Here is a 26,204-nt window from a genome sequence, read left to right as displayed (position 1 = left end):
CCTGCTGGGCATGCCTCCCCGCCGCCGCACCCCCGTCGCTGAGGGCCGCGCCGCCCTCGAGGTGTGCCGCGCGGCCGGCTGGAGCGCCGACCGCCGCACCACCGCCACCGCGGTCCGCTACACCCTCGACGAGCTCGCCACGACCGCGCCCGGCCGCACGGTGGAGGTGCGGGTGCCGCCGCACGGAGCCGTGCAGTGCATCGAGGGGCCGGTGCACACGCGCGGCACCCCGCCCAACGTCATCGAGACCGACGGGGCGACCTGGCTGCAGTTGGCCGTCGGCGACCTCACCTGGGAGGAGGCGCTCGCGGGCGCGCAGGTGCGCGCGAGCGGCCAGCGGGCCCACCTCGACGGACTTCTCCCGCTCGGCTCGCTTAACCTTGGGGAGTGACCACCTCCCCTGATGGGCGCTCAGCGCCACGCACCCCGAACTTCAAGCGCTTCCTCATCACCGGCGCGTTCCTCGGCTTCGTCATCGGGGCGGTCATCTCCTTCATGGGAGACGACGTGCGGGGCTACTCCGCGACGACCGCCGCCCTCTTCCTCGGCGCCCTCGGCGCCATGCTCGGTGCCGGTCTGGCCGGCATCCTCGGCATCGTGCTCGACCGATCGGGTCGCGACCGGTCGTGACGGGCAGCGGCCCGCTGGCGGGCGTGCGCGTCGTCGAGCTTGCCGGCCTCGGTCCGGCGCCCTTCGCCTGCATGCTCCTCGCCGACCTCGGCGCCGACGTCATCCGGCTCGACCGCCCCGGCCGGCCACCCCTGCCGGTGCCGATGCCGCCGGAGGCCGACGTGCTCCGCCGCGGGCGGCCCTCCGTCGTGCTCGACCTCAAGCACCCTGACGGGCTCGCGACTGCCCGCCACCTCGTCGCGCAGGCCGACGTGCTCGTCGAGGGCTACCGGCCCGGGGTCGCCGAGCGTCTGGGCCTCGGCCCGCACGACTGTCTCGCGCTCAACCCGCGCCTCGTCTACGGCCGGATGACCGGCTGGGGCCAGGACGGGCCGCTCGCCCACGCCGCCGGGCACGACATCGGCTACGTCGCCATCACCGGCGCGCTCGGCGCGATCGGCCGGGCCGGCGGCCCGCCCCAGGTGCCGGTCAACCTCGTCGGCGACTTCGGTGGGGGTGCGCTCTACCTCGCGGTCGGCGTGCTCGCCGCCCTGCTGGAGGCCCGCACGAGCGGGCGGGGGCAGGTCGTCGATGCCGCCATCGTCGACGGCACGGCCCACGTCTCCGCGCTCGTCGTCGGGCTCGCCTCGGCCGGCCTCTGGTCCGACCAGCGGGGCACCAACCTCCTCGACACCGGGGCGCCCTTCTACGACGTCTACGAGACGAGCGACGGCGGTTGGCTCGCGGTCGGGCCGCTCGAGGACGCCTTCTACGCGGAGCTGCTGCGCCTGCTCGGGATCGCCGACACGGCGCCCGACCGCCTCGACCCACGCCAGTGGCCGGCGCTGCGCGCACTGCTGGCCGGCACCTTCGCGACGCGCACCCGCGACGAGTGGACCGCTCTCCTCGAGGGCACCGACGCCTGCGTGGAGCCGGTGCTCAGCTATGCCGAGGCCCCACACCATCCGCACCTCGCCGCCCGCGGCACCTACGTCGAGCACCACGGCGTCGTCCAGCCGGCCCCGGCGCCCCGCTTCTCGCGCACGCCCGGCGCACTCAGCACCCCGCCACCCCGCGCGGTCGGCGTCGACACCCGCAGCGCCCTCGAGGCCTGGGGCGTCACGGGCGTGGACGCGCTGCTCGCCTCCGGGGCCGCGGTCGAGGCGTCCTTCGACGCCGACGAGGTCGGCGAGCCCAGCGAGGTCGCCGAGCCCAGCGAGGTCGCCGAGCCCGGTGAGGCCGCCGAGGCCGCCGAGCGATGAGGCTCTTCGTCGCGGTCGTGCCGCCCGACGAGGTCCTCGACGACCTCGAGGAGCACCTCGAGCCCCGCCGGGACGCCGGGGCAGACGTGCGGTGGACCGACCGGCACCAGTGGCACGTGACGCTCGCCTTCCTCGGCGACGTGGCCGAGCGCCGGCTCGACGACCTCACCGAGGCGCTCACCCGCTCGGCGGCCAAGCGCAGCCCGCTCGTCCTGCGGCTGGCGGGCGCCGGCGCCTTCCCCAACCCGTATGCCGCCCGCGTCCTCTGGGCGGGAGTGGAGCAGGTGCGCGGTGACCTCACGACGGTCGCTCACGGCATACGCTCCTCGGCGAGCTCGGTGGGCGCGTCACCCGACGGCACCCGCTTCCAGCCACACCTCACGCTGGGGCGCTTCGCGCGGCCGACGGAGGCGACCCGGTGGATCCGGGCGCTCGACGCGTTCGAGGGCCCGGCCTGGGTGGCCGACCACGTGACGCTCGTCGAGTCGCACCTCGGGGAGGGGCGGGGGCGGCGCCCGCGCTACGAGGTCGTGGCCGAGCTGCCGCTCGGTCGCTGACACGGGGATTGCCGCGGCAGGTCCGTGTGGGAGACTGCGGTAGTGGCACGCGGCGATGGACGACTTGGTCATGATCTCCTCCCCGGCGAGAAGGGCCCGCAGGATGCCTGCGGGGTGTTCGGTGTCTGGGCACCGGGTGAGGACGTCGCGAAGCTGACGTACTTCGGGCTCTACGCCCTGCAGCACCGCGGGCAGGAGTCGGCGGGCATCGCGACCGGTGACGGGGAGAAGATCCTCGTCTACAAGGACATGGGCCTCGTCTCGCAGGTCTTCGACGAGACCGCGCTGAGCTCGCTGCGCGGGCACCTCGCGATCGGCCACACCCGCTACTCGACGACCGGCGGCTCGACGTGGGAGAACGCCCAGCCGACGCTCGGGGGCACCGGCCACAGCACGATCGCGCTCGCGCACAACGGCAACCTCATCAACACCGTCGAGCTCAAGGCCCTCGTCGACGAGCACTTCGGCAGTGGCCGCGTCACGGGCGAGCTCGCCCGCGGCAACACCTCCGACACGGCGCTCGTGACGACACTGCTCGCGGGCGACGAGGACCTCACGCCCGAGCAGGCCGCCCTCGAGCTGCTGCCCAAGCTCAAGGGCGCCTTCTCCTTCGTCTTCATGAACGAGGAGACCCTGTATGCCGCCCGCGACCCCTGGGGCGTGCGTCCCCTCGCGCTCGGCCGCCTCGAGCGCGGCTGGGTCGTCGCCTCCGAGACCGCGGCGCTGCAGACGATCGGTGCCTCGGTCATCCGGGAGATCGAGCCCGGTGAGCTCATCGCCATCGACGAGAACGGCCTGCGCTCGCACAAGTTCGCCGAGCCGCAGCCCAAGGGATGCGTCTTCGAATACGTCTACCTCGCACGCCCCGATGCCGTCATCCGCGGTCGGGTCGTGCACGAGGCGCGCGTCGAGATGGGCCGCGTCCTCGCCCGCGAGCACGCCGTCGACGCCGACCTCGTCATCGGTGTGCCCGAGTCGGGCGTGCCTGCGGCGGTGGGATATTCACAGGAGTCGGGCATCCCGTTCGGCCAGGGCTTCGTCAAGAACGCCTACGTCGGCCGCACCTTCATCCAGCCGTCGCAGACGCTGCGCCAGCTCGGCATCCGGCTCAAGCTCAACCCGCTGGAGCACACGATCCGCGGCAAGCGTCTCGTCGTCGTCGACGACTCGATCGTGCGCGGCAACACCCAGCGTGCCCAGATCCGCATGCTCCGCGAGTCCGGCGCGGCCGAGGTGCACGTGCGCATCAGCTCGCCGCCCGTGCAGTGGCCGTGCTTCTACGGCATCGACTTCGCGACGCGGGCCGAGCTCATCGCGACCGGCCTCAAGGTCGAGGAGATCCGGGCCTCGATCGGCGCCGACTCCCTCGGCTACATCTCGGAGGAGGGCATGATCGGCGCGACCAACCAGGCGCCCGACCAGCTCTGCTCCGCCTGCTTCACCGGCCGCTACCCGATCGAGCTGCCCGAGGACGGCCACATCGGCAAGCACGTGCTCGAGACGCTGCCGCTGACGGTGCGCACCGGCCACGACCGCTCGGTCGACGTCGACGGCGTCACGCTCGGCGTCGGCCTCGGCGGAGGCAACGCCCTCCAGCACCCCTGACGCCCTCCCCACCCCCCCAACCTGCAATCTAAAGAGCGATCCGCGCGCCCTCGGAGGCGGACGAATCGCTCTTTCGATCGGTGGGGGGGTCGGCCCGGGTGGCCCAACGCCCTGCCGCACCCCTGACCGCAATCGAGAGAGCGATTCGTCCGGGTCGTGGGCACCCGAACGGCGGACGAAGTGCTCTCTCGATTGAGGTGGGGAGGGTCAGTCGGTCTCTGGGAGGATCGCGACGCCGGCGAAGCCCTGTAGCAGGCTTGCCGTCGCGATGATCCCGTCGTTGGCGCTGAGCACGAGCACGCGCATCATCCGCCATCGGCTCGTCAACCATTCACGCACGCTGCGTCCTCCTGCGCCGTTTGCGACAGCTCGGTCTTCTCAGCGGGAGCGTGCCATGACAGGACGCCGAGCAGAAGCCCCGGCTGTGATCGCCGAACCGGGGGAGGGCGCTGCGCCGGTAGGGTGGCGGGGTGAGCGATGCCCCCATCACCTACGCCTCTGCCGGAGTGGACGTCGAGGCGGGTGACAAGGCCGTCGAGCTGATGAAGGAGTCGGTGCGGCGCGCGACCCGGCCCGAGGTGCTCGGCGGGCTCGGCGGCTTCGCCGGCATGTTCGACGCGAGCGCGATCGCCCGGATGACCCGGCCGATCCTCGCCACGAGCACCGACGGGGTGGGCACGAAGGTCGCCATCGCCCAGGCCCTCGACAAGCACGACACGATCGGCTTCGACCTCGTCGGCATGGTCGTCGACGACATCGTCGTGTGCGGGGCCGAGCCGCTCTTCATGACCGACTACATCGCCACCGGCAAGGTGGTGCCCGAGCGCATCGCCGCCATCGTCGGCGGCATCGCCCGTGCCTGCGAGGAGGCCGGCGTGGCCCTCGTCGGCGGCGAGACCGCCGAGCACCCCGGCCTGCTCGAGCCCGACGAGTACGACGTCGCCGGCGCCGCCACCGGCGTCGTGGAGTACGCCGCCGTGCTGGGTCCGCAGCTCGTCGCCGACGGTGACGTCGTGGTGGCGCTCGCGAGCAGCGGTCTGCACAGCAACGGCTACAGCCTCGTGCGCCGGGTCATCCAGAGCGCCGGCTGGGCCCTCGACCGGCACGTCGACGACTTCGGGCGCACTCTCGGGGAGGAGCTGCTCGAGCCGACCCGCATCTACACCCGGCCCCTGCTCGACCTCATCGCGGCCGAGGGCGTCGAGGTGCATGCCCTCAGCCACGTCACCGGTGGTGGGCTCGCGGCCAACCTGGCCCGCGTGCTGCCCGCCGGCACCTACGCACGGCTCGACCGCTCGACGTGGACCCCGCCGGCGATCTTCCGCACGATCCAGGACCTGGGACGTGTGCCGCAGGCTGACATCGAGCGCACCCTCAACCAGGGCATCGGCTTCGTCGCGGTGCTGCCCGAGGCCCACGCAGACCGCGCCATCGAGCTGAGCCAGGCAGGCGGCATACCGGCGTGGCGGCTCGGGGAGGTCACGACGCTCGAGCGTGCCGACATCACAGCCAAGGCCGAGGTCGTCAGGGGCGCCAAGGGCGTCGACGGCGGCTCGGTTCAGGTCGTCGGGCAGCACCCGACGACCTGAGGACCGGCACAGCCGATCGCGGGACGAGTGTCAGCACTCGACTCACGAGGTTGAGCGGAGAAGGGGGAGGGGGCGAGCTCAGCGCTCGCCCGACGCCCACTTCCCGTATTCGTCGTACTCGTCAGGCTCGGTGACACGTGCTGGCTCACGAACCGGACTGGACGTGTCGCGGTGCAGCTCTCGCTCCAGCGCGCTCAAGTCCGTTTCAGGTGTGTAGTACTTGAGCTGCCGTGCGACCTTGGTCTGCTTGGCTTTGGCTCGGCCGCGCCCCATGGCGTGACCCCCTCGTGCGTCGTGCCGGGACGGCATCGCTCGTCGGAGAACCGGGTGGTTCTTCGATGTCCGCGTAGCGGCCCCGGGAATGTGTGTGTTCTCGTGGGGCTAACGCTACATGAGCGGAGCCGGTCCTGCGTGCCACGACCTCCCCGGCCCACGCGTGGGCCCTTGCTCGCCCAGGCCGGTCGGGTCGGGAGCCCGTCAGTCAACGCTCGACCGGCCCCCCGGCGCCAGTCCCTCGAGCTGCCTGCAACACCCGTAACAAATCGTCTCTTTTCGGCGTTTGGCCGGTAACAGCAGGCGTGGGACTTTACTCTGTCTTTACCTAAGCCTCTCCCTGGGGCTGGATGCGTGTCGCTGCACGAGCGACAGGGTGGTGGGGAAATGACAATGACAACGCAGGATCGACACGAGACCGAGAAGCTGCTGACACCAGCCGAGGTCGCAGCGCTCTTCCGGGTGGACCCGAAGACGGTCACCCGGTGGGCGAAGGCGGGGAAGCTGACGTCCATCCGGACGCTCGGCGGCCATCGCCGCTACCGCGAGTCCGAGGTCCGCGGACTGCTCGGCGGCAACTGACCGCAGCCGCCACGGCGGCTCGGAAACACCGCAACGGGGGAGGGGCGCCGCTGGTGCCCCTCCCCCGTAGCGCTCGGTGGGATGGCGGCCGGCCCCACGCTGTCGGCAGATCGCCCTACGGTCAGCACATGACCACCGGACCGATCATCACCGCCATCACGCTCGGGGTGCGCGACGTCGAGGCCGCGCGCGACTTCTATGTCGACGGGCTCGGCTTCCGCCTCGTGCTCCACGAGTCTCACGAGATCGCCTTCGTGCAGTGCGCACCGGGGCAGCTGCTCGCCCTCTGGGACGTCACGCAGATGCCCGGCGAATACGGCGCCGTCGCGCACGGGCCCGAGGCGCCGCCGCTGTCGCTCGGCCACAACGTGCGCTCGCCCGGCGAGGTCGAGCACCTGTATGCCGCCGCGCTGGCCGCCGGCGCCACCTCCGTCTCTGCCCCGCAGGAGCGTGAGTGGGGTGGGGTCAGCGCTTGCGTGGCGGACCTCGACGGCTTCCGGTGGGACTTCGTCTTCAATCCGGGCTTCGGGGTCGACCCCGACGGCACGGTGCACCTCGGCGCGGCCTGACGACCCGCTCGCGAGGCTCAGATCCGCTCGCGCCACGGGTGCTCAGGGGCGTCAGTGGCCCAGGGCCCGCAGCTGGAGGCGCAGCGCGAGGCGGGTCTCGGAGTCGTGCAGGTCGAGGTCGACGACATCGCTGAGGCGCGTCATCCGGTAGCGCAGGGTGTTGGGGTGCACGTGCAGCCGCCGGGCGGCCTCGCGGGGGTCTCCCGGGTGGTCCAGCCAGGCCGCGACGGTCTCGAGGTAGGCGGTCTGGTGTGCCTCGTCGTGGGCGCGCAGCGCGGAGACCGGGCCGAGCAGCTCCTCGGTCCAGATGCCGCCGAGGGCACGGGCGTTGGTGACCGCAGCCCAGGCGTCTTCGACCGTGGTCGCCGTGCCGGTGATCCGCCCGGCGTCCCGCAGGCGCTGCACCTCGGTCGCCTCGCGGCGCGACCGGTCGAGCTCGGTGGGACGGCTGACCGAGCCTCCAGCGCTCGCGGTCGCGGTGGGCGTCGTGGCCGCGACCTCCTCGACGACGGCGAGCAGCCACTCCAACGTGCCGGGAGAGCCGTCTCCGGGCACGTCTCGCACGAGGGTGAGGCCCACCCCGTCGAAGATCGACAGCAGGGGCTGGCGCCACGACCGGCGCCGGGCCGCCGACTCCCACACGTCGAGTTCGCGCTCCGGGTCGGCGGGCTCATGCGACCCCAGACCGTCATGGGCCCCGGCGAGCACGACGACGCGCCACGGGGGTGGGGGCAGCCAGCCCTCGGCCTCGACGACGTCGCCGCTCAGCACCGCCCGCAGCCGGTCGCTCATGACCCGTCGGGCGAGGTCGGCCTGTGATCGCAGGCGCAGCAGGTGCAGGGCCACGACCGATCCGGTCTGGCTCAGCGAGCGCAGCACGTCGTCGGCGGGCTCCTCGTCGACGACGGCCCAGATCGAGCCGAGCCACTCGTTGCCGGCCCGCACCGGCACGACGAGGCGGGCGCGAAGGCCCCGTCCGGCGGCGACGAAGAAGGGCTGGTCGGAGCGGGCGAGCCGGCGGAAGACCCCGCGGCCGCGCAACAGGGCGATGACCTCGTCGGGCACCCGCCGGCCGACGATGGTGGAGACCCGGGCGGGGTCGGCGACGTCCTGGGTGGAGGAGTAGGCGAGCACCCGCGACTGGGTGTCCTCGATGGTGATGGGGGCCCCGACGAGGGCGGCGCAGGCATCTGCGAGCGCGAAGAGCTCGTCGAGCACGGGTCCTTCAGCGCGCAGGGACGGGCCGCTCGCCGCGCGGTCGAGCACGCCGCGCAGCAGCCACACGACGTGGGCCCACGACGCATGGTCGGCCAGCTCGACGAGACCCACTCCGAAGCGCGACGCAGCGGCACGGACCTGCGGGTTGCGGGCGGCCACGCGGCGCAGCACGACGGCCCGGCTGCCCACCGCCGCGGCCCCCTCGAGCAGGGCGGCCGCCTCGGCCGGGCGGTCGACGCCGACCCCGAGGAGCAGGTCGCCGGACTGTCCATAGACCCCCGAGCCCGGCTCAGCGAGCGTCACGTCGTCGACCGTGGCCGGGCCGGCATCGACGACGACGGTGAGCAGGCCACCGCCGAGAGCCCCCACGAGCTGGTTGATCGGCAGGCCCACCGGCGTGGTCGACGACGTGCGCGTCGCCTCAGCCGTGGAGCGTGTCGGGCGCGACGGGGACCTCGGGGCGGAGCGCGAGGTCGGCGGCGGCATACGTCAATCGTGCACGAGATGGTGCCAGCAGCACAACGATCGGTCCCAACATTGGCAAGCAGGCACTACGAGCGAGCAGGCCACTGCCGAGACCATGGACGAAGCAGGATCCAGCACCCCGACCTGACCCAGGAGTCGACCCATGCACGCTGCCACCCCCGCCGGCTCGCCGGCCCCCCAGCGCGTCGCCGTCGTCGGCGCCGGCATGGTCGGCCTCGCCACCGCTTGGTTCCTGCAGGAGCGCGGCGTCGAGGTGACCGTCATCGACCGCGACGGCGTGGCCGCCGGCGCGTCCTGGGGCAACGCCGGCTGGCTGACGCCCGGCATCGCGACGCCGCTGCCCGAGCCCGCGGTGCTGAAGTACGGCCTGCGCGCCGTGCTCAGCCCGAGCTCGCCCGTCTACGTGCCGCCGAGCGCCAACCCCGACTTCCTCAAGTTCGTCACGGGCTTCACGCGCAACAGCACGATGAAGGCGTGGAAGAAGGCGATGGGCTCGCTCGTGCCCGTCAACGACCTGTCGCTGCAGAGCTTCGACCTGCTGCGTGGCGGTGGCGTCGACGCCGAGACCTACGAGGCGAAGTCCTTCACCGCGGCCTACCGCACCGCCGACGAGCGCCAGACGCTGCTCGAGGAGATCGAGCACATCCACGCCTCGGGCGGCGACATCACCTTCGACGTGCTGACTGGCGACGAGGCCCGCTCGATCGAGCCGGCCCTCTCTGACAACATCGGCGCCGCGATCGTGCTGCACGGCCAGCGCTTCATCAACCCCGGCGCCTACGTCTCCGCGCTCGCCGACTCGGTCATCGACCGCGGCGGCAAGATCCTCACCGGCAGCGCGATCCAGCGCATCAGCGACACCCCCACCGGAGTGCTGCTCACGAGCGACTTCGGCGTCAGCGAGCACTACGACGCCGTCGTCGTGGCGACCGGCGCGTGGCTGGGCCAGATGGCCCGAGAGTTCGGCGTCAAGCGCGTCGTCCAGGCCGGCCGCGGCTACTCCTTCAGCGTCGCCGTCGACGACCTGCCCAACGGGCCGGTCTACTTCCCCGCCGCACGGGTGGCGTGCACGCCCGTGGGCGACCGGCTGCGCGTCGCCGGCATGATGGAGTTCCGCAAGCCCGAGGCCGCGCTCGACCACCGCCGCATCCAGGCCATCGTCGAGGCCGCCCGCCCGCTCCTCAAGGGCGCCGACCTCGACCACCGCCAGGACGAGTGGGTCGGCTCGCGCCCCTGCACCGCCGACGGCCTGCCGCTCATCGGCGCCACGAAGAGCTCCAAGGTCTTCGTCGCCGGCGGCCACGGCATGTGGGGCATCACGCTCGGCCCCGTCACCGGTCGCCTGCTCGCCGAGCAGATCGTCACCGGCGTCGCCCCGGAGCAGCTGGCGCCCTTCGACCCGCTGCGCTGAGCGCCCGTCCAGACGAAGAAGTGCCCACCCGACCGTCGCGGTCGGGTGGGCACTGTCGTGCGCCCGAGGCTCGGGTCCGACGCACGACGGGGTCGACGGCGTATGCCGTGTCCCGGGCGGCCGCTGCCCGACCCCTCAGCGGGGCAGCAGTCACCTGCGAGTGGTTCGGAGCATCACGCGATCCGGATGGGGGCCGTCCCGAACGCGACGTCGAAACGGTCGCACCAGATGACGACCGAGGTCAGGCGGGAGAGGTCGACCCCCGCGGGGATGGCGTAGTTCTGGTTGCCGTCGGTGCCCTTGAGGTCACCGAGGGAGACGTGGACCCCGTCGTCATAGCTGTGCCAGTCGCCACCCGCGGGCTGGTCGGTGAGCCAGACGTCGACGTCGGGGCCGTCGCTCGTCGAGAAGCCCTCGAGCCGCAGGGAGCGGGAGCCGTCGGCCAGCTCCACGATGCGGGCGGTGCCCGACGTGGCGTGCTCCGCGTCGACGAAGCGACCCTCACCGAGCACCTGGCTGGCGGCGGGCGCGGCCTCGTCGACCGTGCTGCGGGTGATCAGCCGCCATGGCTCGAAGAGGACCAGGGCCGCGACGAGCAGGGCCGTGCCGACGACGGCGATGGCGACGAGCAGCGAGCGCCGCGGGCGGCGCCTCCGGGTCGGGTCGACCGGCGACGGGTCGTGTGGTGGTGAGTCGTCGTCCGGCGGCGGGTGGGGCGCTGAGAAGTCGGGCGAGGCGGGTGTCTGGTGCTGGGTCATGGTCGCTCCGTGGTGGCAGCCACGTCTCGGACGTCGCTGGCGCGGGGGCCCCGACCGGCGCGTCGGGGTCGATGCTCCACTCCACCGCGTGCCAGCGGGCCGTGACCATGACGAGGTCCTTACGGTCTGCCAACGTCGTGCGTCCGGGGCTCAGGGCACCAGCGAGATCGTCACCTCGGGCTCGTGCGTCAGGGTGCCGTGCACCGTGCAGCGGTCGATCATGGCGAGCAGCGGCTTGTGGCGGCTCTGCGGCACACCCTCCGGGAGGTGCACCTTGACGTCGAAGCTCGAGACCCGTGAGGGCGTCGTGCCCATGGCATAGGTCGTCTCGACGCGCAGGCCCTCCACCGGCAGGTCGTGCCGCGAGAGGTAGCGACGGGCATAGAAGGCGGAACACGACGCGAGGCTGGCGACGAAGAGCTCCGTCGGCGTCGGGGCCGTGTCGTCACCCCCCATCGCCTCGGGCTGGTCGACCGTGATGCGGTGACCGCGCACGGCGATCTCGAACCGGTCACCACCGAGGTGGCTCACGCTCACCGTCGGCGACGTCTTGTCGGTCGTTGCACTCACTGCACTCGTGGCTCTCATTGGACGCTCCTGTCTGCGAAGGATGCTCCCCTCCCCACGCTAGACGCGCGAGGCCGCCCGGCCCCGAGGAGGCCGGGCGGCATACATCACATCGCCTCAGGCGCGGGTGAGCACGACGAGCGAGTAGGCGCCCACCGAGACGGTGCCGTGCGGCGGCTGGTCGTCGTCGGGGTCGTCGACGGCGTCGAGGTCGTGGGTCTCGTGGCCGGCGAAGAGGGCGCTGTAGGTGGAGGCGTCGGAGTTGAAGCGCACCGCCCAGTGGCCGGCGCTGGGCAGCGGCGTCGTGACGTCGCGCGGCTCGGCACTGAGGTTGACGACGACGACGGCTGCCTCGTCGCCGCGGGCACGGGCCCAGGCGAGCGTCTTGGCCTCGTCGTCGACCTGGAGCAGGGCGAAGGTGTTGCCGGTGAGGCCGGCCGACGTGCCCTCGGCGTTGCGTCGCAGGCAGATGAGGTCACGGGCGAGTCGCACGATGTCGCGGAACTGCTCGGCGCGCTCCCAGTCGAGCGGCACGTCGTCGCGGAACCACTCGTCCTCGAGGAACTCCTGCCCCTGGAAGATCATCGGGATGCCGTGCCCGGTGAGGGCGATGCAGAGCCCGAGGGTCGCCCGCTTCTGTGCGGCCCAGCCGCCCGGGTCGCCGCCGTCGATCTCCTGCGTGAGCCGCAGCTTGCCGTTGGCGACCTCGTCGTGGCTCTCGGTGTAGATGATGCGGGCGAACGGGTTGTCGTCGGCGCCGATGGCCTCGGCGAGCTCGGTCATCGACCGCTCGCTGTCGTCGACGGCGGTCAGGGCCTGACGCACGGGGTGCACGAAGCCGGCGTCCCACTGCGAGTGGAAGCCGGCGCCGCCCTCGCCGAAGGTCGTCAGGGCCGCGTCGTTCTGCAGGTCCTCGGCGATGAGGATCTTGTCGGGCCGGGTCTCGCGCACGCTCGCGGTGATGGCGCGCATGACGTCCCAGCCCTCGGGGATGTCGCCGGTGCCGAGCCCGTCGATGGTGCGGATGTAGAGCGTCGCGTCGAAGCGGAGACCGTCCATGTGGTACTCGTCGAACCACATCAGCGCGTTGTCGTGCAGGTAGGCCCGCACCTGCTCGCGGCCGTAGTCGGGACGGGTGTCGCCCCAGGGCGTCGAGGAGCGCTCGTCGTTGTAGAAGTAGATGCCGCCCTTGTCGTTCTCGCTCCAGCCGTCGAACTGCCACAGGGCGAGGTCGCTCGGGCCGAAGTGGTTGAGCACGACGTCGACGATCACGGCGATGCCGTGCCGGTGGGCCTCGCGCACGAAGGCCTTGAGCAGGTCGGGGCCGCCGTAGGTGTTCTCCACGGCGAAGGGGTTGGAGGGGTTGTAGCCCCAGGAATAGTCGCCGGCGAACTCGGTGACGGGCATGAGCTCGATGGCGTTGATGCCGAGCGCGACGAGGTAGTCGAGCTTGCCGGCCAGCCCCTCGAGGTCTCCGGCCTCGCCGTGGTGCGCCATGAAGGAGCCGATGTGGGTCTCGTAGATGACGAGCTGGTCGTGCGGCGGGCAGGCGAAGGAGTCGCCCTGCCAGTCGAAGGCGTCACGGTCGTAGACGAGGCCGTTGCCGGAGGAGTTGGTGACCGCCCGGGCCCGCGGGTCGATCCGCATGAGCCGCTGGTCACCGTTGTGGATGACGAACTGGTACTCAGCACCCGGCTCGACGCCGTCGACGTCGACGTACCAGTGGCCGTTGTCCTCGGCCTCCATCGCGTGACCGTCGCCGGACCACTCGGTGAAGCTGCCGGTCACGGCGACGGCGTCGGCGTGCGGCGCCCAGACTCGGAAGGCGGTGCCGCCCTCGTGGGGCATCGAGCCGAGGCCGGGGCGGTGGGGCGTGTCGTTCATCGGCTCTCCTCGTCGGGCGGGCAGCCGGACAGGCTCCCGCTCCGACCCTAGATCTTGGGGGTGTCAGACGCTGACGGTTGGTCAATCTCGGCGCCGGTCACCCGCGCGAGCTGCCCCTAGTCGATCACGTGGTGGCTGCCGACGGCCCTGCGGGTCTCGGCCACCGCCTTGCGGGCACGCCCCAGGTCGCGCTGGGCGACGGCGAGATAGAGGCAGTCGACGACCGTCAGGGCGGCGATTCGGCTGGCGGTCGCGCCGGACCGGAGGTTGGTCTCGCGGGCCGAGGTGGTCAGGAGCAGGTCGGCGTCGGCGGCCAGTCGGGACAGCGGGAAGTTCGTCAGGGCGACCGTCGTCGCTCCCGTGGCCCGCGCCGCGGCGAGCGACTCGATGGTCTCCGTCGTGGTGCCGGAGTGGGAGATGCCGACGGCGACGTCGCCGGGTCGCAGCAGGGCCGCGCTCGTCAGGGCGATGTGGGGGTCGTTCCACGCGAAGGCGATGACGCCGATGCGGTGCAGCTTCTGCTGCAGGTCGGTGCCGACGATGGCGCTCGCGCCCATGCCGTAGATGTCGACCCGTCCGGCCGTCGCGATGGCCGCGGCCGCACTCGCGAGCGCGACCCGGTCGAGCTGGTGGGCCGTCTCCTCGACAGCACTCGCGTCGGTGAAGGCGACCTTGGCGATGATGTCGTCGATGGCGTCGCCGGCGTTGATGTCGGTGCCGCTGCCGCCCAGCGTGCGCGGCTGCGCAGACTCCTCGGCGAGCGCCAGCCGCAGCTGCGGGTAGCCCGGGAGCCCGAGACGCCGGCAGAAGCGCAGGACCGTCGTCTCCGACGTGCGCGCCGCCGTCGCCAGCGCGCTGATCGTCAGGCCCGCCGAGCGCCGGGCGTCGGCGAGCACCACCTCTGCCACGCGCTCCTCCGCCGGTGTCAGCGACGGGCGGATCGCGCGGAGCCGGATGAGCAGGGGCGCAGCGGCCGCGAGCGGGCGAGTCGGCAGCTCATCCGGGATCGACATGGGGCCTACGCTACGGCGCTGCGGCCGGTGAGCACCCACCCATCGGCCGTGAACGCCTGGGGCGTCTTCTCGCCGTCGAGAAGCACACCGCCCGGGCCGTTGACGAGCACGTCGTCGACGACCACGCCCCTGCCGAGGTAACCGCCGTCGGTGGTGTGCCGCCAGCGCAGCTGTTGTGCGCCGCCGGGGAGGTCGGCGCGCACCTGCACCCAGCGACGGTCGCCCGCCCCGGAGATGATGCCGTCGGACGGCGTGGTCTCACCGCGGTCACTGACCTCGAAGGGGACCGGTGTCCACGTCGCTCCGCCGTCGCTCGAGCGCTCGAGGTGGAGCAGGTCGGTCTCCTCGGTGTCGAGGAAGAGGTCGAAGCCGAGGCGTGCCCCGGCGACGGGGGCCGTGAAGGGCTCGGTCGTCAGGGTCGAGGTCGTGGCGTTCTCACCACCGGTGAACCAGGCGGTGTCACCGTGCTTGGGCCGGACCGCCATGGCCGCACCGAGGCCGTGCGCCCACTCCCGGCGAGCGATGTTGACCGAGCCCCAGGTGCGAGAGGGGTGCACCCGGTTGGTGAGCAGGATCGCGAACGACCGCGAGCTGAAGTCGATGACGATCGAGGTGCCCGTGTAGCCGGTGTGGCCGGCGGTGCGCGGCCCGGACAGCGTGTCCATGTACCAGCGCTGGTTGAGCTCGAAGCCGAGACCGTGGTCGTCGCCCGGGAAGGCTCCGTTGAAGTTGGTGATGAGGGCCTCGACGCTCTTGCGGCTGAGGATGCGCTCGCCGTCGTAGGTGCCGCCGTTGAGCAGCGCCTGCGAGAGGACGGCGAGGTCGTCAGCCGTCGAGAAGACGCCAGCGTGGCCGGCGACGCCGCCGAGCGACCACGCGTTCTCGTCGTGCACCTCGCCACGGACCATGCCGCGCGGGGGAGACGTCTGGTACTCCGTGGCCGCGGTGCGCTCGCGGTCCGTGGGGTTGTAGCCCGTGTCACCCATGCCGAGGGGCGCGGTGATGCGGTCGCGCACGACGGCGTCGAGCGGGGCGCCCCGCAGCTTCTCGACCATCACACCGAGGGTGATGAGGTTGAGGTCGCTGTAGAGGTAGGTGGACCCGGCCGGGTTGGTCAGCGGCTGGTCCATGACGGCCTTGATGCGTGAGGCCTTGTCGGGCCACCTGCTCCACAGCGGCAGCCACGAGGTGAAACCCGACGTGTGGGTGAGCAGCTGGCGCACCGTGACGCCGCCCTTGCCGTTCGCCGCGAACTCCGGCAGGTATGCCGCGACCGGGCTCTCGAGGGCGACCTGGCCCTCCTCGACGAGCTGGACCACGGCGATCGAGGTGAAGAGCTTGGACACGGACGCGAGGTCGAAGACCGTGTCGTCGCGCATCGGCACCCACTGGTCGCGCGGCAGCTCCGTCGTCGAGGTGGCGTAGCGCAGCGCCCAGCCGCTCGCGTCCCGCTCGACGATGCGTCCGTCGTGGCCCATGATCCCGACCGCGCCGGCATAGAGCGGCCGGCTGCCGGCCGGCGCCTCCTCGTGGGCGCGGATGAGGTCGACGGCCTCGGCGATGGGCTCCGGGTCGAGACCGACCTGGGCCGGAGCGGCATCGCGCAGCACCGTGTTGGGTGGGGCGAAGCCGCGATCGGGCCGGCTGAAGTCGTCGGCGCTCGCCGGCGCCGTGGTCATGAGGCTGCCGGCGAGGGCGAGGGCGCCGACGGCGGCCGGGACGAGGGTGCGCAGGCGCATGTCACTCCTTGATGGTGCAGCAGGCGGGTGGGTGGGTCAGTGCGACGGGCCGTTGTAGAGCAGGTACTGCTGCCGCCGGGCGTCGAAGGCGGCGAGCTCCTCGCGCCACGCTCCGACGACCTCGTCAGCGGACGCGCCGGCGGAGATCTGCGTGCGCAGTCGCTGCGAGCCGGTCAGCTTGTCGATCCAGTAGGGGCGGGCCGGGTCGTAGGAGTCGTAGCGCCAGGCAAAGTCGCTGTAGAGCGCCTTGGCCGCGACGAGCATCTCCACGGAGGAGCTGATCGGGTCGAAGGTCGACGGGTCGGTGACGTGCACCTGCACGCCACCACAGACACGGCCCGTGTGCTTGCTGAAGGTGGGGGAGAAGTACGCCTCACGGAAGCCGACGCCGGGCAGGTCGAGGGACGCGAGGCGTTCGGCCCACTTGTAGTCGACGTAGGGCGCGCCGATCAGCTCGAACGGCCGGGTCGTGCCGCGGCCTTCCGAGAGGTTGGTCCCTTCGAACATCCCGGTGCCGGGGTAGACGAGCGCGGTGTCGGGGGTCGGCATGTTGGGACTCGGCATGACCCACGGGAGCCCGGTGTCGGCATACGGCACGTCGCGGCGCCAGCCCTTGACCTCGATGACGGACAGCTCGGCGACGCGGCCGCCGGCCTCGGCGGGGAGGAACTCGCCGTCGAAGTAGCGCGCGAGCTCGCCGACGGTCATGCCGTGGGCCTGGACGATCTCCTTGGCGCCGACGCCGGAGGTCCACGGGGTCGTCATCATCGGCCCGATCGCCTTGCCACCGATGGGGTTCGGCCGGTCGAGCACGACGAAGCGGGCCCCGACCGCGACGGCAGCGCGCATCGCCGTGTACATCGTCCAGATGTAGGTGTAGAAGCGGGCGCCGACGTCCTGGATGTCGAAGACGACGGTCTCGACGCCGGCGGTGCGGAAGAGCGTCGTCATCTTGGCCGCGTTGGCGCCGTAGGCGTCGTAGACCATGAGCCCGGTGCGCGGGTCGGTGTGGTTGCCCTCGGAGTCACCTGCCTGAGCGGTGCCGCGGAAGCCGTGCTCGGGACCGAAGACGCCGACGATGTCGACGGCCCCGGACTCGTGCATCTCGTCGACGATGGTGCGCAGGTTGGTGAGGATGCCCGTCGGGTTGGTGATGATGCCGACCTTTTGACCCGAGAGCGCCGACCAGTTCGCCGCGGCCGCGCTCTGCGCCCCCGTCGTGACGGGGTTGCGGGGGAAGTTGCCGGCGTATGCCGCCGGGCCGGTTTGTGCGGCAAGGGCACCCGACGCGCCGGCCGGGATGGCGACGGCGCCGAGGGCGCCGGCGGTGAGCAGCTGTCTGCGGTTGAGATGGGTCATCTGGGTCGCTCCCTGTCGATGCGGTGTCAGGTCGTGCGGTGTCAGGTCGTGAGGTGTCGGGGTCGTTCGAGGGTCAGTAGGTGAGGCCGTGGCCGAACGGGTAGAGCACCGTGGCCGGGTCGCCGGCGACGGGGATGTCGACCGGCAGGGAGGCCGTCGGCGCGACCTCGCCCACGAGCACGCGGGCGGCCGCCTCGATCGCGACGGGGCTGTAGGAGTAGGTCGCGACGTAGGTCGGTGCGCTCGTGAAGTAGGCGATGTCGTAGGGATCGCGCACGGCGACGACCACGACCGTCTTGCCCGTGGCGAGCAGCTGCGTGACGAGCTTCTGCTGACCGCCGCGATTGTCGGTGACGCTCGTGTCCCACGCCTTCATCGTCGTGACGACGACGACGTCCTTGTCGGAGGCGGCGGCGACCGCGGAGGCGACTGCGGCATCGGTGGGTGAGGTCCCGGTCTGGATCGTCTGGACCGTCGCACCCTTGGCGGTCAGGGCGGCAGCGAGCGTGGCGGTCGTCGACACGCCGTAGCCCGTGACGAGCACCTTCTTGCCGCTCGGGGCGATCGGCAGGGCCTTGTCGTCATTCTTGACGAGCGTCGTCGTGCGGTCGGTGACCGAGGCCGCGGCGGCGAGGTTGGCGGGAGTGCCGACCACGGCAGAGACGCGCGCAGGGTCGGCGTAGGGCTGGGCCACGACACCGCGGCGGTACTTGAGGCGCAGCACGCGACGCACCTTGGTGTCGAGCTCGCCCTGCTGGATGCGGCCGCTGCGCACCGCGTCCAGCACGGCGGCATACGCCTCGTCCATGGCCGGGGTCATGAGCAGCTGGTCGACGCCTGCGAGCAGCGCGCGCACCGCCACCTCGGCGTCACCGTAGAGGTCGCGAACGCCCTGCATGGCAAGGGAGTCGGTGACGATGATGCCGTCGAAGCCGAGCTCCTCGCGGAGCACGCCGGTCATGATCGGCTTGCTCAGGGTGGCGGGGTGGCCGGAGTCGTCGAGCGCCGGGAAGGCGAGGTGCGCCGTCATGATCATGTCGATCTGCTCGTTGATCGCGGCCTGGAAGGGCGGCGCGTCGATCGACTCCCACTCCTCGCGCGTGTGCGTGATGATCGGGAACGCGACGTGGCTGTCGGTGGCGGTGTCGCCGTGCCCCGGGAAGTGCTTGGCAGACGACGAGACGCCGCCGTCTCGCTGGTAGCCCGCGACCTGGGCGGCGACGAGCTCGGCGGCGACATCGGGGTGCGACGAGAAGGAGCGCGTGCCGATGACGGGGTTGAGCGGGTTGACGTTGACGTCGCAGACCGGCGCAAAGTTGGTGTTGACGCCCATCGCGAGCAGCTCGCGCCCGGTGATCGCCGCGGCGGTGCGTGCGTCCGGCGCGCTGCCACCCGCGCCGAGGGCCATGGACCCGGGGAACTGCGTCGCGGGCGGTCCGATGCGGGTGACGACGCCCTGCTCCTGGTCGATGGCGATCTGCAGCGGCACGCGCACCTTGGACTGCTGCGTCAGCGCGGAGCGCTGGAGGCCGTTGGACAGGCCGACGATCTGGTCGGGGTTCTGCACGCTGTCGGTCCACGCGAAGTAGATGACCCCGCCGAGGCGGTACTTCTGCACGACCTCGGCCGGGCTCGCCACGCCGTAGAGCGGCAGGTTGCGGCTGTCGGGCGTCGTGGCGTCGCGGCCGTAGACGTTCTGGATGAAGAGCTGGCCGACCTTCTCCTCCAGCGTCATCCGGGCGAGGGTCGAGGTGACCCAGCCGGTCTCTGCGGCGGGCCCTGCCACGCCGCCTCTCGCGGCGTCGGCGCGGCCGCTGACGGCGGCGACGGCCGCGGTGGCGAGTCCTCCCGCGAGCACGGTCCTGCGGGGAAGTTCTGACGTGGACATGACGCCTCCCTGGCATGTAAGGAATTCACGCAATCAGTCATCAGAGCGGAACTTACCTACATACCCAGGGGTCGGCAAGAGATAGGAGCGGCCGAATTGCGGCTTTCGCTCCCCGACGGGGAGCGGCACGTCACCAGCCCGCGAGGGCGCGCACGGTCTGCACGGTGTCGATCTCGGAGACCGGCTTGTCGTCGCGATAGCGCAGCACCCGGGCGAAGCGCAGCGCCATGCCGCCGGGGTAGCGGGTCGAGCGCTGCACGCCGTCGAAGGCAATCTCGACGACCTGCTCGGGACGCACGCGCACGACCCAGTCGCCGCGCTCGGTGGCCAGCTCGTCGAAGCGGCGGGTCTGCCACGCGAGCATCTCGTCGGTCATGCCCTTGAAGGTCTTGCCGAGCATGACGAGCTCGCCCGTGTCGGCGTCGCGCGCCCCGAGGTGGATGTTGGACAGCCAGCCCTTGCGGCGGCCGCTGCCCCACTCGATGGCGAGCACGACGAGGTCGAGGGTGTGGCGGGGCTTGACCTTGACCCACCCGGGGCCGCGCCGGCCGGCGGCATACGGCAGGGCGGGGTCCTTGACGACGACGCCCTCGTGGCCGGCCGCGACGAGGTCGTCGAAGAACTGCTGGGCGCGCTCGGGGTCGTCAGTGAGCTCACGGGGCACGAGCCACGCGGCGGGCACCGTCTGGGCGAGGCGGCTCCACCGGGTGGCGGCCGGCTCGTCGAGCAGGTCGTCGCCGTCGACGTGCAGCACGTCGAAGAAGTAGGGCGTCAGCGGCACCTCCTCGCGGAGCCGCGCGACGTCGGCGCTGCTCGCCGTGCGCGCACCGGTGACCTGGAAGGGCTGCGGGCGGCCGCCCTCGCCGAGCGCGATGACCTCACCGTCGAGCACGAGCGTCTCGACGTCGAGGGTTGCGAGAGCCTCGGTGATCTCGGGCATGCGGTCGGTGACCTCGTCGAGCGTGCGGGTGAAGAGGCGCACCGTGCCGGGGGACGTGCGGTTGTCGACGTGGGCCTGCAGCCGTATGCCGTCGAGCTTGGTCTCGACGACGGCCTCGCCTCCCAGCGTGGCGAGCGCCGCGGCGACGTCGGGCGCCGAGCCGGCGAGCATCGGCCGCAGCGGCCGGCCGACCTCGAGCGTCAGCGCGTCGAGGGCATCGGCGCCCCCGGCGAGGGCAGCGCGGGCGACCGGGCCGGCGAAGCCCGCGAGCATGACCGCCCGGCGCACGGCGGCATCGGGCACCTCGGCCGCCTTGGCGATGGCCTGGAGCATGACGCCGTCGCCCGCGCCCTGTCGGGTCTCACCGGTGATCAGCCCCCGCAACCATGCCTGCTCGTCGGGCGTGGCACGGCCGAAGAGGTCACGCACGGCGGTGGATCGGGCTGCGGCAGAGCCCGATCCGGTGATGGCCGCGATGGTGCTCGCGGCCGCGTCGACCTCCTCGACCGTGAGGCTCGACTCGGTGGCCGGCTCGGGGAGGCTCTGGAGACCCCGCCAGCTGACGCCGATGCGCCGTTGCGGCAGCACCCCCGACAGGTGGGCGGCGACGACCTCGATGACCTCGGGACCGTCGACCGCCGCTCGCCGCAGGCAGGCGGCGAGCGCCTCGACCTTGGCGGTGCGCGAGCTGGTCGCGGCCACGGTGCGCGCGGTGTCGACGACGTCGGAGAGCTGCATGCCCCGATCCTGCCTCCCACCACCGACGGCCTCCACCCCCGAGGCCTCCGCCCGAGTGCCCCGCCTTCCGCTCACGTCAGCCGCTGACGCGCTCCACGAAGGCGACGGCCCGGTCGAGGGCGATCCGACCGGCCTCGGTGTCGAGGTCGAACTGGAACTCGTGACCCAGCCGCGGCTCGTGGTCGCTCTCGAAGAAGAGCGTCTCGTGGTCGACCCCGACGCGGTCGAGCGCGGTCGCGAGGCCGAGCGAGTGTGGCAGGAGCGGGTCGGCGTTGCCCGCCGCCACGAAGGCGGGCGGGAAGGCCGCCGGAAGGTTCTGTGGCACCGACGCGAGCGCGGAGGCGGGGTCGGAGCGGTGGTCGCGGGTGCCGAGGTAGGACCAGAGGGCGGTGTCGACGAGCCAGGCGCCGAGCCTCGAGCTGCCGTGCGACAGCTCGAAGTCGAAGGCCCCGCAGAAGAGCACGACGCCGCGCAGGCTGGCGGGGGGCAGGTCCACCGCGATGCCCACCCGTGACGCGTAGTCGGGGTCGGTCACGAGGCTCGCGACCTGCGCGGCGATCTGCGCTCCGGCCGAGTCGCCCGCGAGCACGATCCGTCCGGGGTCGACGCCGAGCCGGTCGGCGTGGTCGACGAGGTGGGCGAGAGCGGCGGCGACCTGGCGCACCGGGGTGGGGTAGCGCTTGCCCGGGGCGATCGAGTAGTCGACGCCCACGACGGTGAAGCCGCGCCCGGCGAGCACGCGCAGGTAGTTGGCGATGTCGCCCTTGGTGCCCGACACGAAGGCGCCGCCGTGCACCCACACGATGGTGGGCAGTGCCTCCTGGCGGTCGGGGCGGAAGACGTCGAGGCGTCCGTCGGGGTCGGAGACGGCATACGCCTCGTCGATGACCTCGACGAGGTCGGTCGGCGCGTGCGGCACGAGTGCGGCGCTCGCCCGGGCGGCGCCCCGGTCGAAGACCGCGCGGATCGCCAGGGCCGACGGCCACGGTGAGAGGCGCAGGGCGGCGCCCGCTGCCACCACCGCGCCCACGGCAGTCGTGCCGACCCGCCCGGCCCGGTCGACGATGCCGCCCACACCCCCGACCATGCCGCCGACGACACCTCCGACGGCGTTGCCGACCACGGTGCCTCGCCGGCGCTCACTCATGGCGCCGAATGTACTCGCCCCGGCGCGCCCGCTCGGCCGGTCGGCACTTGACGTGGGGCGCCCCGAGTGGACAGGGTAAGCAAGCGCTTAGTCACGCACTGCCGAGCCTGAGGCAAGGAGAGCACCACATGGTCGACACCGCCGTCGTCACCGGGGCAGCCCGGGGGATCGGCCGCGCCATCGCCACCCGTCTCGTGCGCGAGGGGTGGTCTGTCGTCGTCGCCGACCTCGACGCCACCGAGCTCGCCGTCGTGGCGGAGGAGCTCGGCGCCCTCGCCGTCCCCGGCGACACCTCGACCGACGCGGGCGTGCGCGACCTGGTCGATGCGGCCTACGCCCACCTCGGCCACGTGGACGCCTTCTTCGCCAACGCGGGCATCGGCACGCTGGCGGGGCTCGAGGCCACCGACGAGCAGTGGCAGCGGGTGCTCGACACCAACGTCATGGCCCACGTGCGTGCGGCCCGCCACCTCGTGCCGCGCTGGCTCGAGGCCGGGGGTGGCCGCTTCGTCGTCACCGCGTCGGCCGCGGGTCTGCTGACGATGCTCGGCGACGCGCCCTACTCCGTGAGCAAGCACGGGGCCGTCGCGTTCGCCGAGTGGCTGAGCGCCACCTATCGCCACCGCGGCATCGTCGTCCAGGCGATCTGCCCCCAGGGCGTGCAGACGAGGATGCTCGAGGAGTCGGGGCCGCTGCAGGCGCTGCTGACGCTCGACGCCGCCGTCACGCCCGACAAGGTCGCCGATGCCGTGTGGACGGCCCTCGGCAGCAACGACTTCCTCGTCCTGCCGCACCCCGAGGTGCGCGACTACTACGCCCACCGCGCGGCGCACCCCGACGCCTGGCTCGCCGGCATGAACCGGCTCCAGCAGAAGCTCGACAGCCAGCCCACCCCGAACCAGGAGAACGCATGACCGACCAGCCCACCCCGGCAGCCCAGACCAGCACGCAGCGCACCGCCATCGTCACCGGAGCCGCCCGCGGCATCGGTGCCGCCGTGGCCAAGCGCCTCGCCTCCGACGGGTATGCCGTCGCCGTCCTCGACCTCGACGAGTCCGCTTGCGCTGCAGTCGTCTCCGAGATCGAGTCCGCGGGTGGCAGGGGCCTCGCTGTCGGGGTCGACGTGTCCGACGAAGCCGCGGTGCAGTCCGCCGTCGACCGCGTCGCGACCGAGCTCGGCGCGCCGACGGTGCTGGTCAACAACGCCGGCATCATCCGCGACAACATGCTCTTCAAGATGAGCGTCGACGACTGGGACGCCGTGATGAACGTCCACCTGCGCGGCTCCTTCCTCATGACGCGCGCGACGCAGAAGCACATGATCGAGGCGAGGTTCGGGCGCATCGTCAACCTCAGCTCCACCTCGGCCCTCGGCAACCGCGGGCAGGCCAACTACTCCGCGGCCAAGGCCGGACTGCAGGGCTTCACGAAGACGCTCGCCATCGAGCTCGGCAAGTTCGGGGTCACCGCCAATGCCATCGCCCCGGGCTTCATCGCGACCGACATGACGCGTCAGACCGCCGAGCGCATGGGCATCACCTTCGAGCAGTTCCTCGAGGGCGCGGCGAAGGAGATCCCGGTTGCTCGCGTCGGGCAGCCCGAGGACATCGCGGCGACCGCGTCGTTCCTCGCGAGCGAGGGGGCCGGCTTCGTCTCCGGCCAGGTCATCTACGTCGCCGGTGGCCCGAAGGCCTGACGTGCCAGACCTCCCCGACGCAGACCTCGCCCAGCAGGACCCTCCCGGCCTGCCGCTCGACCGGCTCAGGGCCTTCCTCGACGAGGAGGCCCCCGGGCTGCTCGAGGGTGGGCTGACCGGCCGCGTCATCGCCGGGGGGAAGTCCAACCTGACCTACGAGGTCGGCGACGGGCGGCGCACCGTCATCGTGCGCCGTCCACCGCTCGGCCACGTGCTCGCCACCGCCCACGACATGGTGCGTGAGCACCGCGTCATCACGGCGCTGCGTGACACTCCCGTGCCGGTCCCCGAGACGTATGCCGTGTGCCCGGGCGACGCGGTCATCGGCGCCCCGTTCTACGTCATGGAGCGCGTCGAGGGCACGCCCTACCGGCTCGCGCGTGAGCTGGAGCCGTTGGGCCCCAGTCGAACTCGCGCCATCGCCGATCGGATGGTCGACACCCTGGTGGCGCTGCACAAGGTCGACCCGGCGGAGGTCGGGCTCGGCGACTTCGGTCGGCCCGAGGGCTTCCTCGAGCGGCAGGTGCGGCGCTGGAAGCAACAGCTCGACGCCTCGCGCAGCCGCGACATCGACGGGGTCGACGAGCTGCACGCCCGGCTGGCCGCCTCGGTGCCCGAGCAGGGCCCGCCCGCGGTGGTGCACGGCGACTTCCGTCTCGACAACCTCCTCGTGCGCGAGCGAGATGGCCAAGACCGCCGAGACGAGGTGACCGCGGTGCTCGACTGGGAGATGGCCACGATCGGCGACCCGCTGACCGACGTCGCGCTGCTCGCGGCCTACCAGTCGCTGCCGCACATGATGCAGACCAACGCGGTCTCCGACGTCGCGCTGGCTCCCGGATTCCCCACGGCCGCAGAGCTGCTCGAGCGCTATGGCGCGGCGAGCGGGCGCGACCTCTCGAGCCTGTCGTTCCATCTGGGGCTCGCCTACTTCAAGCTCGCCGTGATCCTCGAGGGGATCCACTACCGCTACACACAGGGCCAGACCGTCGGCGCGGGCTTCGCGTCGATCGGGCAGGCCACCGGCCCGCTCGTCGCCGCCGGCCTGCGCGCACTCGAGGAGGACTGAATGGACTTCGGATTCGATGCCCACACCGAGGAGCTGCGCCAGCGGCTGCTCGGCTTCATGGACGAGCGCATCGCGCCCTCGCTCGCGACCTTCGACGAGCAGGTGTCGGCGCTGCCGGACCCGTGGGCCTGGAGCACGGCGCCCGTGCTGCAGGACCTGCGGCAGGAGGCCCGCGACCTGGGGCTCTGGAACGCCTTCCTCCCCGGCGAGCACGGCGCCGGACTGACCAACCTGCAGTACGCCCCGCTCGCCGAGATCACCGGCCGCTGCATCCGGCTCGCCCCGGCGGTGCTCAACTGTGCGGCGCCCGACACCGGCAACATGGAGGTGCTCGCCCAGTTCGGCAACGCCGAGCAGCAGGAGAGGTGGCTGGCACCCTTGCTGCGCGGCGAGAGCCGCTCGGCCTTCGCCATGACCGAGCCCGACGTCGCGAGCAGCGATGCCACCAACATCGGCATGAGCATCGTGCGCGACGGCGACGACTACGTCATCAACGGCCGCAAGTGGTGGATCACCGGGGCGATGAACCCCGAGTGCGAGATCTTCATCGTCATGGGCAAGACCGACCCCACGGCCGACCGGCACCGCCAGCAGTCGATGATCCTCGTGCCGCGGGACGCTCCGGGGCTCGAGGTCGTGCGCGGCATGGAGGTCTTCGGCTACGACGACCACGACCACGGTGGCCACGCGGAGCTGCGCTTCACCGACGTGCGGGTGCCGGCGAGCAACCTCATCGGCGAGGAGGGCACGGGCTTCGCCATCGCGCAGGCCCGGCTCGGCCCCGGCCGCATCCACCACTGCATGCGCTCGATCGGCATCGCCGAGGTCGCCATCGAGGCCATGTGCCGGCGGGCCTCCGAGCGGGTCGCCTTCGGCCGGCCCCTCGCCGAGCAGGGTGTCGTGCGTGACTGGATAGCCGAGTCGCGGGTGCGGGTCGAGCAGCTCCGGCTCCTCGTGCTCAAGACCGCCTGGCTCATGGACACCGTGGGCAACAAGGGCGCTCACAGCGAGATCCAGGCGATCAAGATCGCGACGCCCCAGACCGTCGAGTGGATCCTCGACAAGGCCATCCAGACCCACGGAGCCGCGGGCCTCAGCCAGGACACGGAGCTCGCGATCGCCTTCGCGGGCATCCGCACGCTGCGCTTCGCCGATGGCCCCGACGAGGTGCACAAGAACGCGCTGGCCAAAGCCGAGCTGCGCAAGCACGCCCCCGCGACTGCCACCCCGAGAGAGAAGAGCTGA

25 protein-coding genes are annotated in these 26,204 nt (G+C 72.1%); 13 read left to right on the top strand and 12 right to left on the bottom strand.

Annotated features, from left to right (window positions below):
• The first annotated feature begins 10 nt into the window (after positions 1–10).
• From LG278_RS18490 to purF, 5 genes are read left to right on the top strand one after another with little or no spacing between them, the layout of a single operon-like run.
• On the top strand, positions 11–391 hold the full coding sequence (locus LG278_RS18490; RefSeq protein WP_404389021.1) for a sterol carrier family protein: 381 nt from the start codon (positions 11–13) through the stop codon (positions 389–391).
• Positions 388–630 carry a hypothetical protein gene (locus tag LG278_RS18485; RefSeq protein WP_404389019.1) on the top strand — a complete coding sequence of 81 codons (243 nt, stop codon included), beginning with the start codon at positions 388–390 and terminating at the stop codon, positions 628–630. The genes LG278_RS18490 and LG278_RS18485 overlap by 4 nt, the downstream gene beginning before the upstream one ends.
• Entirely contained in the window at positions 627–1,871 is a 1,245-nt protein-coding gene (locus tag LG278_RS18480; RefSeq protein WP_404389017.1) for a CaiB/BaiF CoA transferase family protein, read from the top strand. The genes LG278_RS18485 and LG278_RS18480 overlap by 4 nt, the downstream gene beginning before the upstream one ends.
• Positions 1,868–2,428 (top strand): RNA 2',3'-cyclic phosphodiesterase, encoded by a 561-nt coding sequence (gene thpR, locus LG278_RS18475; RefSeq protein ID WP_404389016.1) that lies wholly within the window; start codon positions 1,868–1,870, stop codon positions 2,426–2,428. Before LG278_RS18480 ends, thpR begins: the two co-directional genes overlap by 4 nt.
• Before the next feature lie 42 nt (positions 2,429–2,470).
• Complete coding sequence (purF, locus tag LG278_RS18470) at positions 2,471–4,033, top strand: amidophosphoribosyltransferase (RefSeq protein ID WP_404389014.1); 1,563 nt, start codon at positions 2,471–2,473, stop codon at positions 4,031–4,033.
• 207 nt (positions 4,034–4,240) lie between these two features.
• Here the strand turns inward: purF and LG278_RS18465 are convergent, their stop codons facing one another.
• Entirely contained in the window at positions 4,241–4,372 is a 132-nt protein-coding gene (locus LG278_RS18465) for a hypothetical protein (protein ID WP_404389012.1), read from the bottom strand.
• A 131-nt stretch (positions 4,373–4,503) separates the two neighbouring features.
• On the opposite strand from LG278_RS18465, the gene purM reads away from it, so the two are divergent.
• A complete protein-coding gene (purM, locus tag LG278_RS18460) occupies positions 4,504–5,622 on the top strand; it encodes a phosphoribosylformylglycinamidine cyclo-ligase (protein WP_404389010.1) in 1,119 nt (372 codons plus the stop codon).
• 78 nt (positions 5,623–5,700) lie between these two features.
• Here the strand turns inward: purM and LG278_RS18455 are convergent, their stop codons facing one another.
• A complete protein-coding gene (locus LG278_RS18455) occupies positions 5,701–5,895 on the bottom strand; it encodes a DUF3073 domain-containing protein (protein ID WP_404389008.1) in 195 nt (64 codons plus the stop codon).
• A 393-nt stretch (positions 5,896–6,288) separates the two neighbouring features.
• Between LG278_RS18455 and LG278_RS18450 the strand changes: the two genes are divergently transcribed.
• Entirely contained in the window at positions 6,289–6,477 is a 189-nt protein-coding gene (locus LG278_RS18450) for a BldC family transcriptional regulator (protein ID WP_404389006.1), read from the top strand.
• A gap of 128 nt (positions 6,478–6,605) precedes the next feature.
• A complete protein-coding gene (locus tag LG278_RS18445) occupies positions 6,606–7,046 on the top strand; it encodes a VOC family protein (protein ID WP_404389005.1) in 441 nt (146 codons plus the stop codon).
• A 51-nt stretch (positions 7,047–7,097) separates the two neighbouring features.
• Here the strand turns inward: LG278_RS18445 and LG278_RS18440 are convergent, their stop codons facing one another.
• The gene (locus tag LG278_RS18440; RefSeq protein ID WP_404389003.1) at positions 7,098–8,750 is read right to left on the bottom strand and encodes a PucR family transcriptional regulator; all 1,653 of its coding nucleotides are present in this window, start codon (positions 8,748–8,750) and stop codon (positions 7,098–7,100) included.
• Positions 8,751–8,892: 142 nt separating this feature from the next.
• Between LG278_RS18440 and LG278_RS18435 the strand changes: the two genes are divergently transcribed.
• Positions 8,893–10,161, top strand: coding sequence for an NAD(P)/FAD-dependent oxidoreductase (locus tag LG278_RS18435; protein WP_404389002.1), 1,269 nt, complete (start codon positions 8,893–8,895; stop codon positions 10,159–10,161).
• Positions 10,162–10,334: 173 nt separating this feature from the next.
• Here the strand turns inward: LG278_RS18435 and LG278_RS18430 are convergent, their stop codons facing one another.
• From LG278_RS18430 to LG278_RS18390, 9 genes are all read right to left on the bottom strand, one after another.
• The gene (locus tag LG278_RS18430) at positions 10,335–10,919 is read right to left on the bottom strand and encodes a DM13 domain-containing protein (RefSeq protein WP_404389001.1); all 585 of its coding nucleotides are present in this window, start codon (positions 10,917–10,919) and stop codon (positions 10,335–10,337) included.
• Between the two features lie 150 nt (positions 10,920–11,069).
• Positions 11,070–11,507: an OsmC family protein gene (locus LG278_RS18425; protein WP_404388999.1), complete on the bottom strand. Its 438-nt coding sequence runs from the start codon at positions 11,505–11,507 to the stop codon at positions 11,070–11,072.
• A 96-nt stretch (positions 11,508–11,603) separates the two neighbouring features.
• On the bottom strand, positions 11,604–13,370 hold the full coding sequence (locus LG278_RS18420) for an alpha-amylase family glycosyl hydrolase (RefSeq protein WP_404388997.1): 1,767 nt from the start codon (positions 13,368–13,370) through the stop codon (positions 11,604–11,606).
• Between the two features lie 116 nt (positions 13,371–13,486).
• On the bottom strand, positions 13,487–14,383 hold the full coding sequence (locus LG278_RS18415) for a MurR/RpiR family transcriptional regulator (protein WP_404388996.1): 897 nt from the start codon (positions 14,381–14,383) through the stop codon (positions 13,487–13,489).
• Between the two features lie 5 nt (positions 14,384–14,388).
• Positions 14,389–16,122 (bottom strand): serine hydrolase, encoded by a 1,734-nt coding sequence (locus LG278_RS18410; RefSeq protein ID WP_404388994.1) that lies wholly within the window; start codon positions 16,120–16,122, stop codon positions 14,389–14,391.
• A gap of 36 nt (positions 16,123–16,158) precedes the next feature.
• Positions 16,159–17,481, bottom strand: coding sequence for an exo-beta-N-acetylmuramidase NamZ domain-containing protein (locus LG278_RS18405; RefSeq protein WP_404388993.1), 1,323 nt, complete (start codon positions 17,479–17,481; stop codon positions 16,159–16,161).
• Positions 17,482–17,554: 73 nt separating this feature from the next.
• Positions 17,555–19,369 carry a glycoside hydrolase family 3 protein gene (locus LG278_RS18400; RefSeq protein ID WP_404388992.1) on the bottom strand — a complete coding sequence of 605 codons (1,815 nt, stop codon included), beginning with the start codon at positions 19,367–19,369 and terminating at the stop codon, positions 17,555–17,557.
• A gap of 130 nt (positions 19,370–19,499) precedes the next feature.
• Positions 19,500–21,047: an ATP-dependent DNA ligase gene (locus tag LG278_RS18395; RefSeq protein WP_404388991.1), complete on the bottom strand. Its 1,548-nt coding sequence runs from the start codon at positions 21,045–21,047 to the stop codon at positions 19,500–19,502.
• Positions 21,048–21,123: 76 nt separating this feature from the next.
• Entirely contained in the window at positions 21,124–22,194 is a 1,071-nt protein-coding gene (locus LG278_RS18390; protein WP_404388989.1) for an alpha/beta hydrolase, read from the bottom strand.
• 128 nt (positions 22,195–22,322) lie between these two features.
• On the opposite strand from LG278_RS18390, the gene LG278_RS18385 reads away from it, so the two are divergent.
• The 4 genes from LG278_RS18385 to LG278_RS18370 are packed head-to-tail and all read left to right on the top strand — an operon-like array spanning position 22,323 to position 26,204.
• Positions 22,323–23,108: an SDR family oxidoreductase gene (locus LG278_RS18385; RefSeq protein WP_404388987.1), complete on the top strand. Its 786-nt coding sequence runs from the start codon at positions 22,323–22,325 to the stop codon at positions 23,106–23,108.
• Positions 23,105–23,890, top strand: coding sequence for a 3-oxoacyl-ACP reductase FabG (gene fabG / locus LG278_RS18380; protein WP_404388985.1), 786 nt, complete (start codon positions 23,105–23,107; stop codon positions 23,888–23,890). The genes LG278_RS18385 and fabG overlap by 4 nt, the downstream gene beginning before the upstream one ends.
• Position 23,891: 1 nt before the next feature.
• Positions 23,892–24,959: a phosphotransferase family protein gene (locus LG278_RS18375; protein WP_404388983.1), complete on the top strand. Its 1,068-nt coding sequence runs from the start codon at positions 23,892–23,894 to the stop codon at positions 24,957–24,959.
• Positions 24,960–26,204 (top strand): acyl-CoA dehydrogenase family protein, encoded by a 1,245-nt coding sequence (locus tag LG278_RS18370; RefSeq protein ID WP_404388981.1) that lies wholly within the window; start codon positions 24,960–24,962, stop codon positions 26,202–26,204.

The organism is Humibacillus xanthopallidus (genome assembly GCF_044793955.1).
Lineage (GTDB): Bacteria > Actinomycetota > Actinomycetes > Actinomycetales > Dermatophilaceae > Humibacillus > Humibacillus xanthopallidus_C.
The sequence above is the reverse complement of the archived record's forward strand: the minus strand, read 5'-3'. Positions and strand labels throughout refer to the sequence as shown.

Coding starts and splice junctions, on each gene's coding strand:
- LG278_RS18490 (WP_404389021.1), top strand. CDS start 11: ATGCCTCCCCGCCGCCGCACCCCCGTCGCTGAGGGCCGCGCCGCCCTC.
- thpR (WP_404389016.1), top strand. CDS start 1,868: ATGAGGCTCTTCGTCGCGGTCGTGCCGCCCGACGAGGTCCTCGACGAC.
- LG278_RS18455 (WP_404389008.1), bottom strand. CDS start 5,895: ATGGGGCGCGGCCGAGCCAAAGCCAAGCAGACCAAGGTCGCACGGCAG.
- LG278_RS18450 (WP_404389006.1), top strand. CDS start 6,289: ATGACAACGCAGGATCGACACGAGACCGAGAAGCTGCTGACACCAGCC.
- LG278_RS18445 (WP_404389005.1), top strand. CDS start 6,606: ATGACCACCGGACCGATCATCACCGCCATCACGCTCGGGGTGCGCGAC.
- LG278_RS18440 (WP_404389003.1), bottom strand. CDS start 8,750: ATGCCGCCGCCGACCTCGCGCTCCGCCCCGAGGTCCCCGTCGCGCCCG.
- LG278_RS18435 (WP_404389002.1), top strand. CDS start 8,893: ATGCACGCTGCCACCCCCGCCGGCTCGCCGGCCCCCCAGCGCGTCGCC.
- LG278_RS18430 (WP_404389001.1), bottom strand. CDS start 10,919: ATGACCCAGCACCAGACACCCGCCTCGCCCGACTTCTCAGCGCCCCAC.
- LG278_RS18425 (WP_404388999.1), bottom strand. CDS start 11,507: ATGAGAGCCACGAGTGCAGTGAGTGCAACGACCGACAAGACGTCGCCG.
- LG278_RS18420 (WP_404388997.1), bottom strand. CDS start 13,370: ATGAACGACACGCCCCACCGCCCCGGCCTCGGCTCGATGCCCCACGAG.
- LG278_RS18415 (WP_404388996.1), bottom strand. CDS start 14,383: ATGTCGATCCCGGATGAGCTGCCGACTCGCCCGCTCGCGGCCGCTGCG.
- LG278_RS18410 (WP_404388994.1), bottom strand. CDS start 16,122: ATGCGCCTGCGCACCCTCGTCCCGGCCGCCGTCGGCGCCCTCGCCCTC.
- LG278_RS18405 (WP_404388993.1), bottom strand. CDS start 17,481: ATGACCCATCTCAACCGCAGACAGCTGCTCACCGCCGGCGCCCTCGGC.
- LG278_RS18400 (WP_404388992.1), bottom strand. CDS start 19,369: ATGTCCACGTCAGAACTTCCCCGCAGGACCGTGCTCGCGGGAGGACTC.
- LG278_RS18395 (WP_404388991.1), bottom strand. CDS start 21,047: ATGCAGCTCTCCGACGTCGTCGACACCGCGCGCACCGTGGCCGCGACC.
- LG278_RS18390 (WP_404388989.1), bottom strand. CDS start 22,194: ATGAGTGAGCGCCGGCGAGGCACCGTGGTCGGCAACGCCGTCGGAGGT.
- LG278_RS18385 (WP_404388987.1), top strand. CDS start 22,323: ATGGTCGACACCGCCGTCGTCACCGGGGCAGCCCGGGGGATCGGCCGC.
- fabG (WP_404388985.1), top strand. CDS start 23,105: ATGACCGACCAGCCCACCCCGGCAGCCCAGACCAGCACGCAGCGCACC.
- LG278_RS18370 (WP_404388981.1), top strand. CDS start 24,960: ATGGACTTCGGATTCGATGCCCACACCGAGGAGCTGCGCCAGCGGCTG.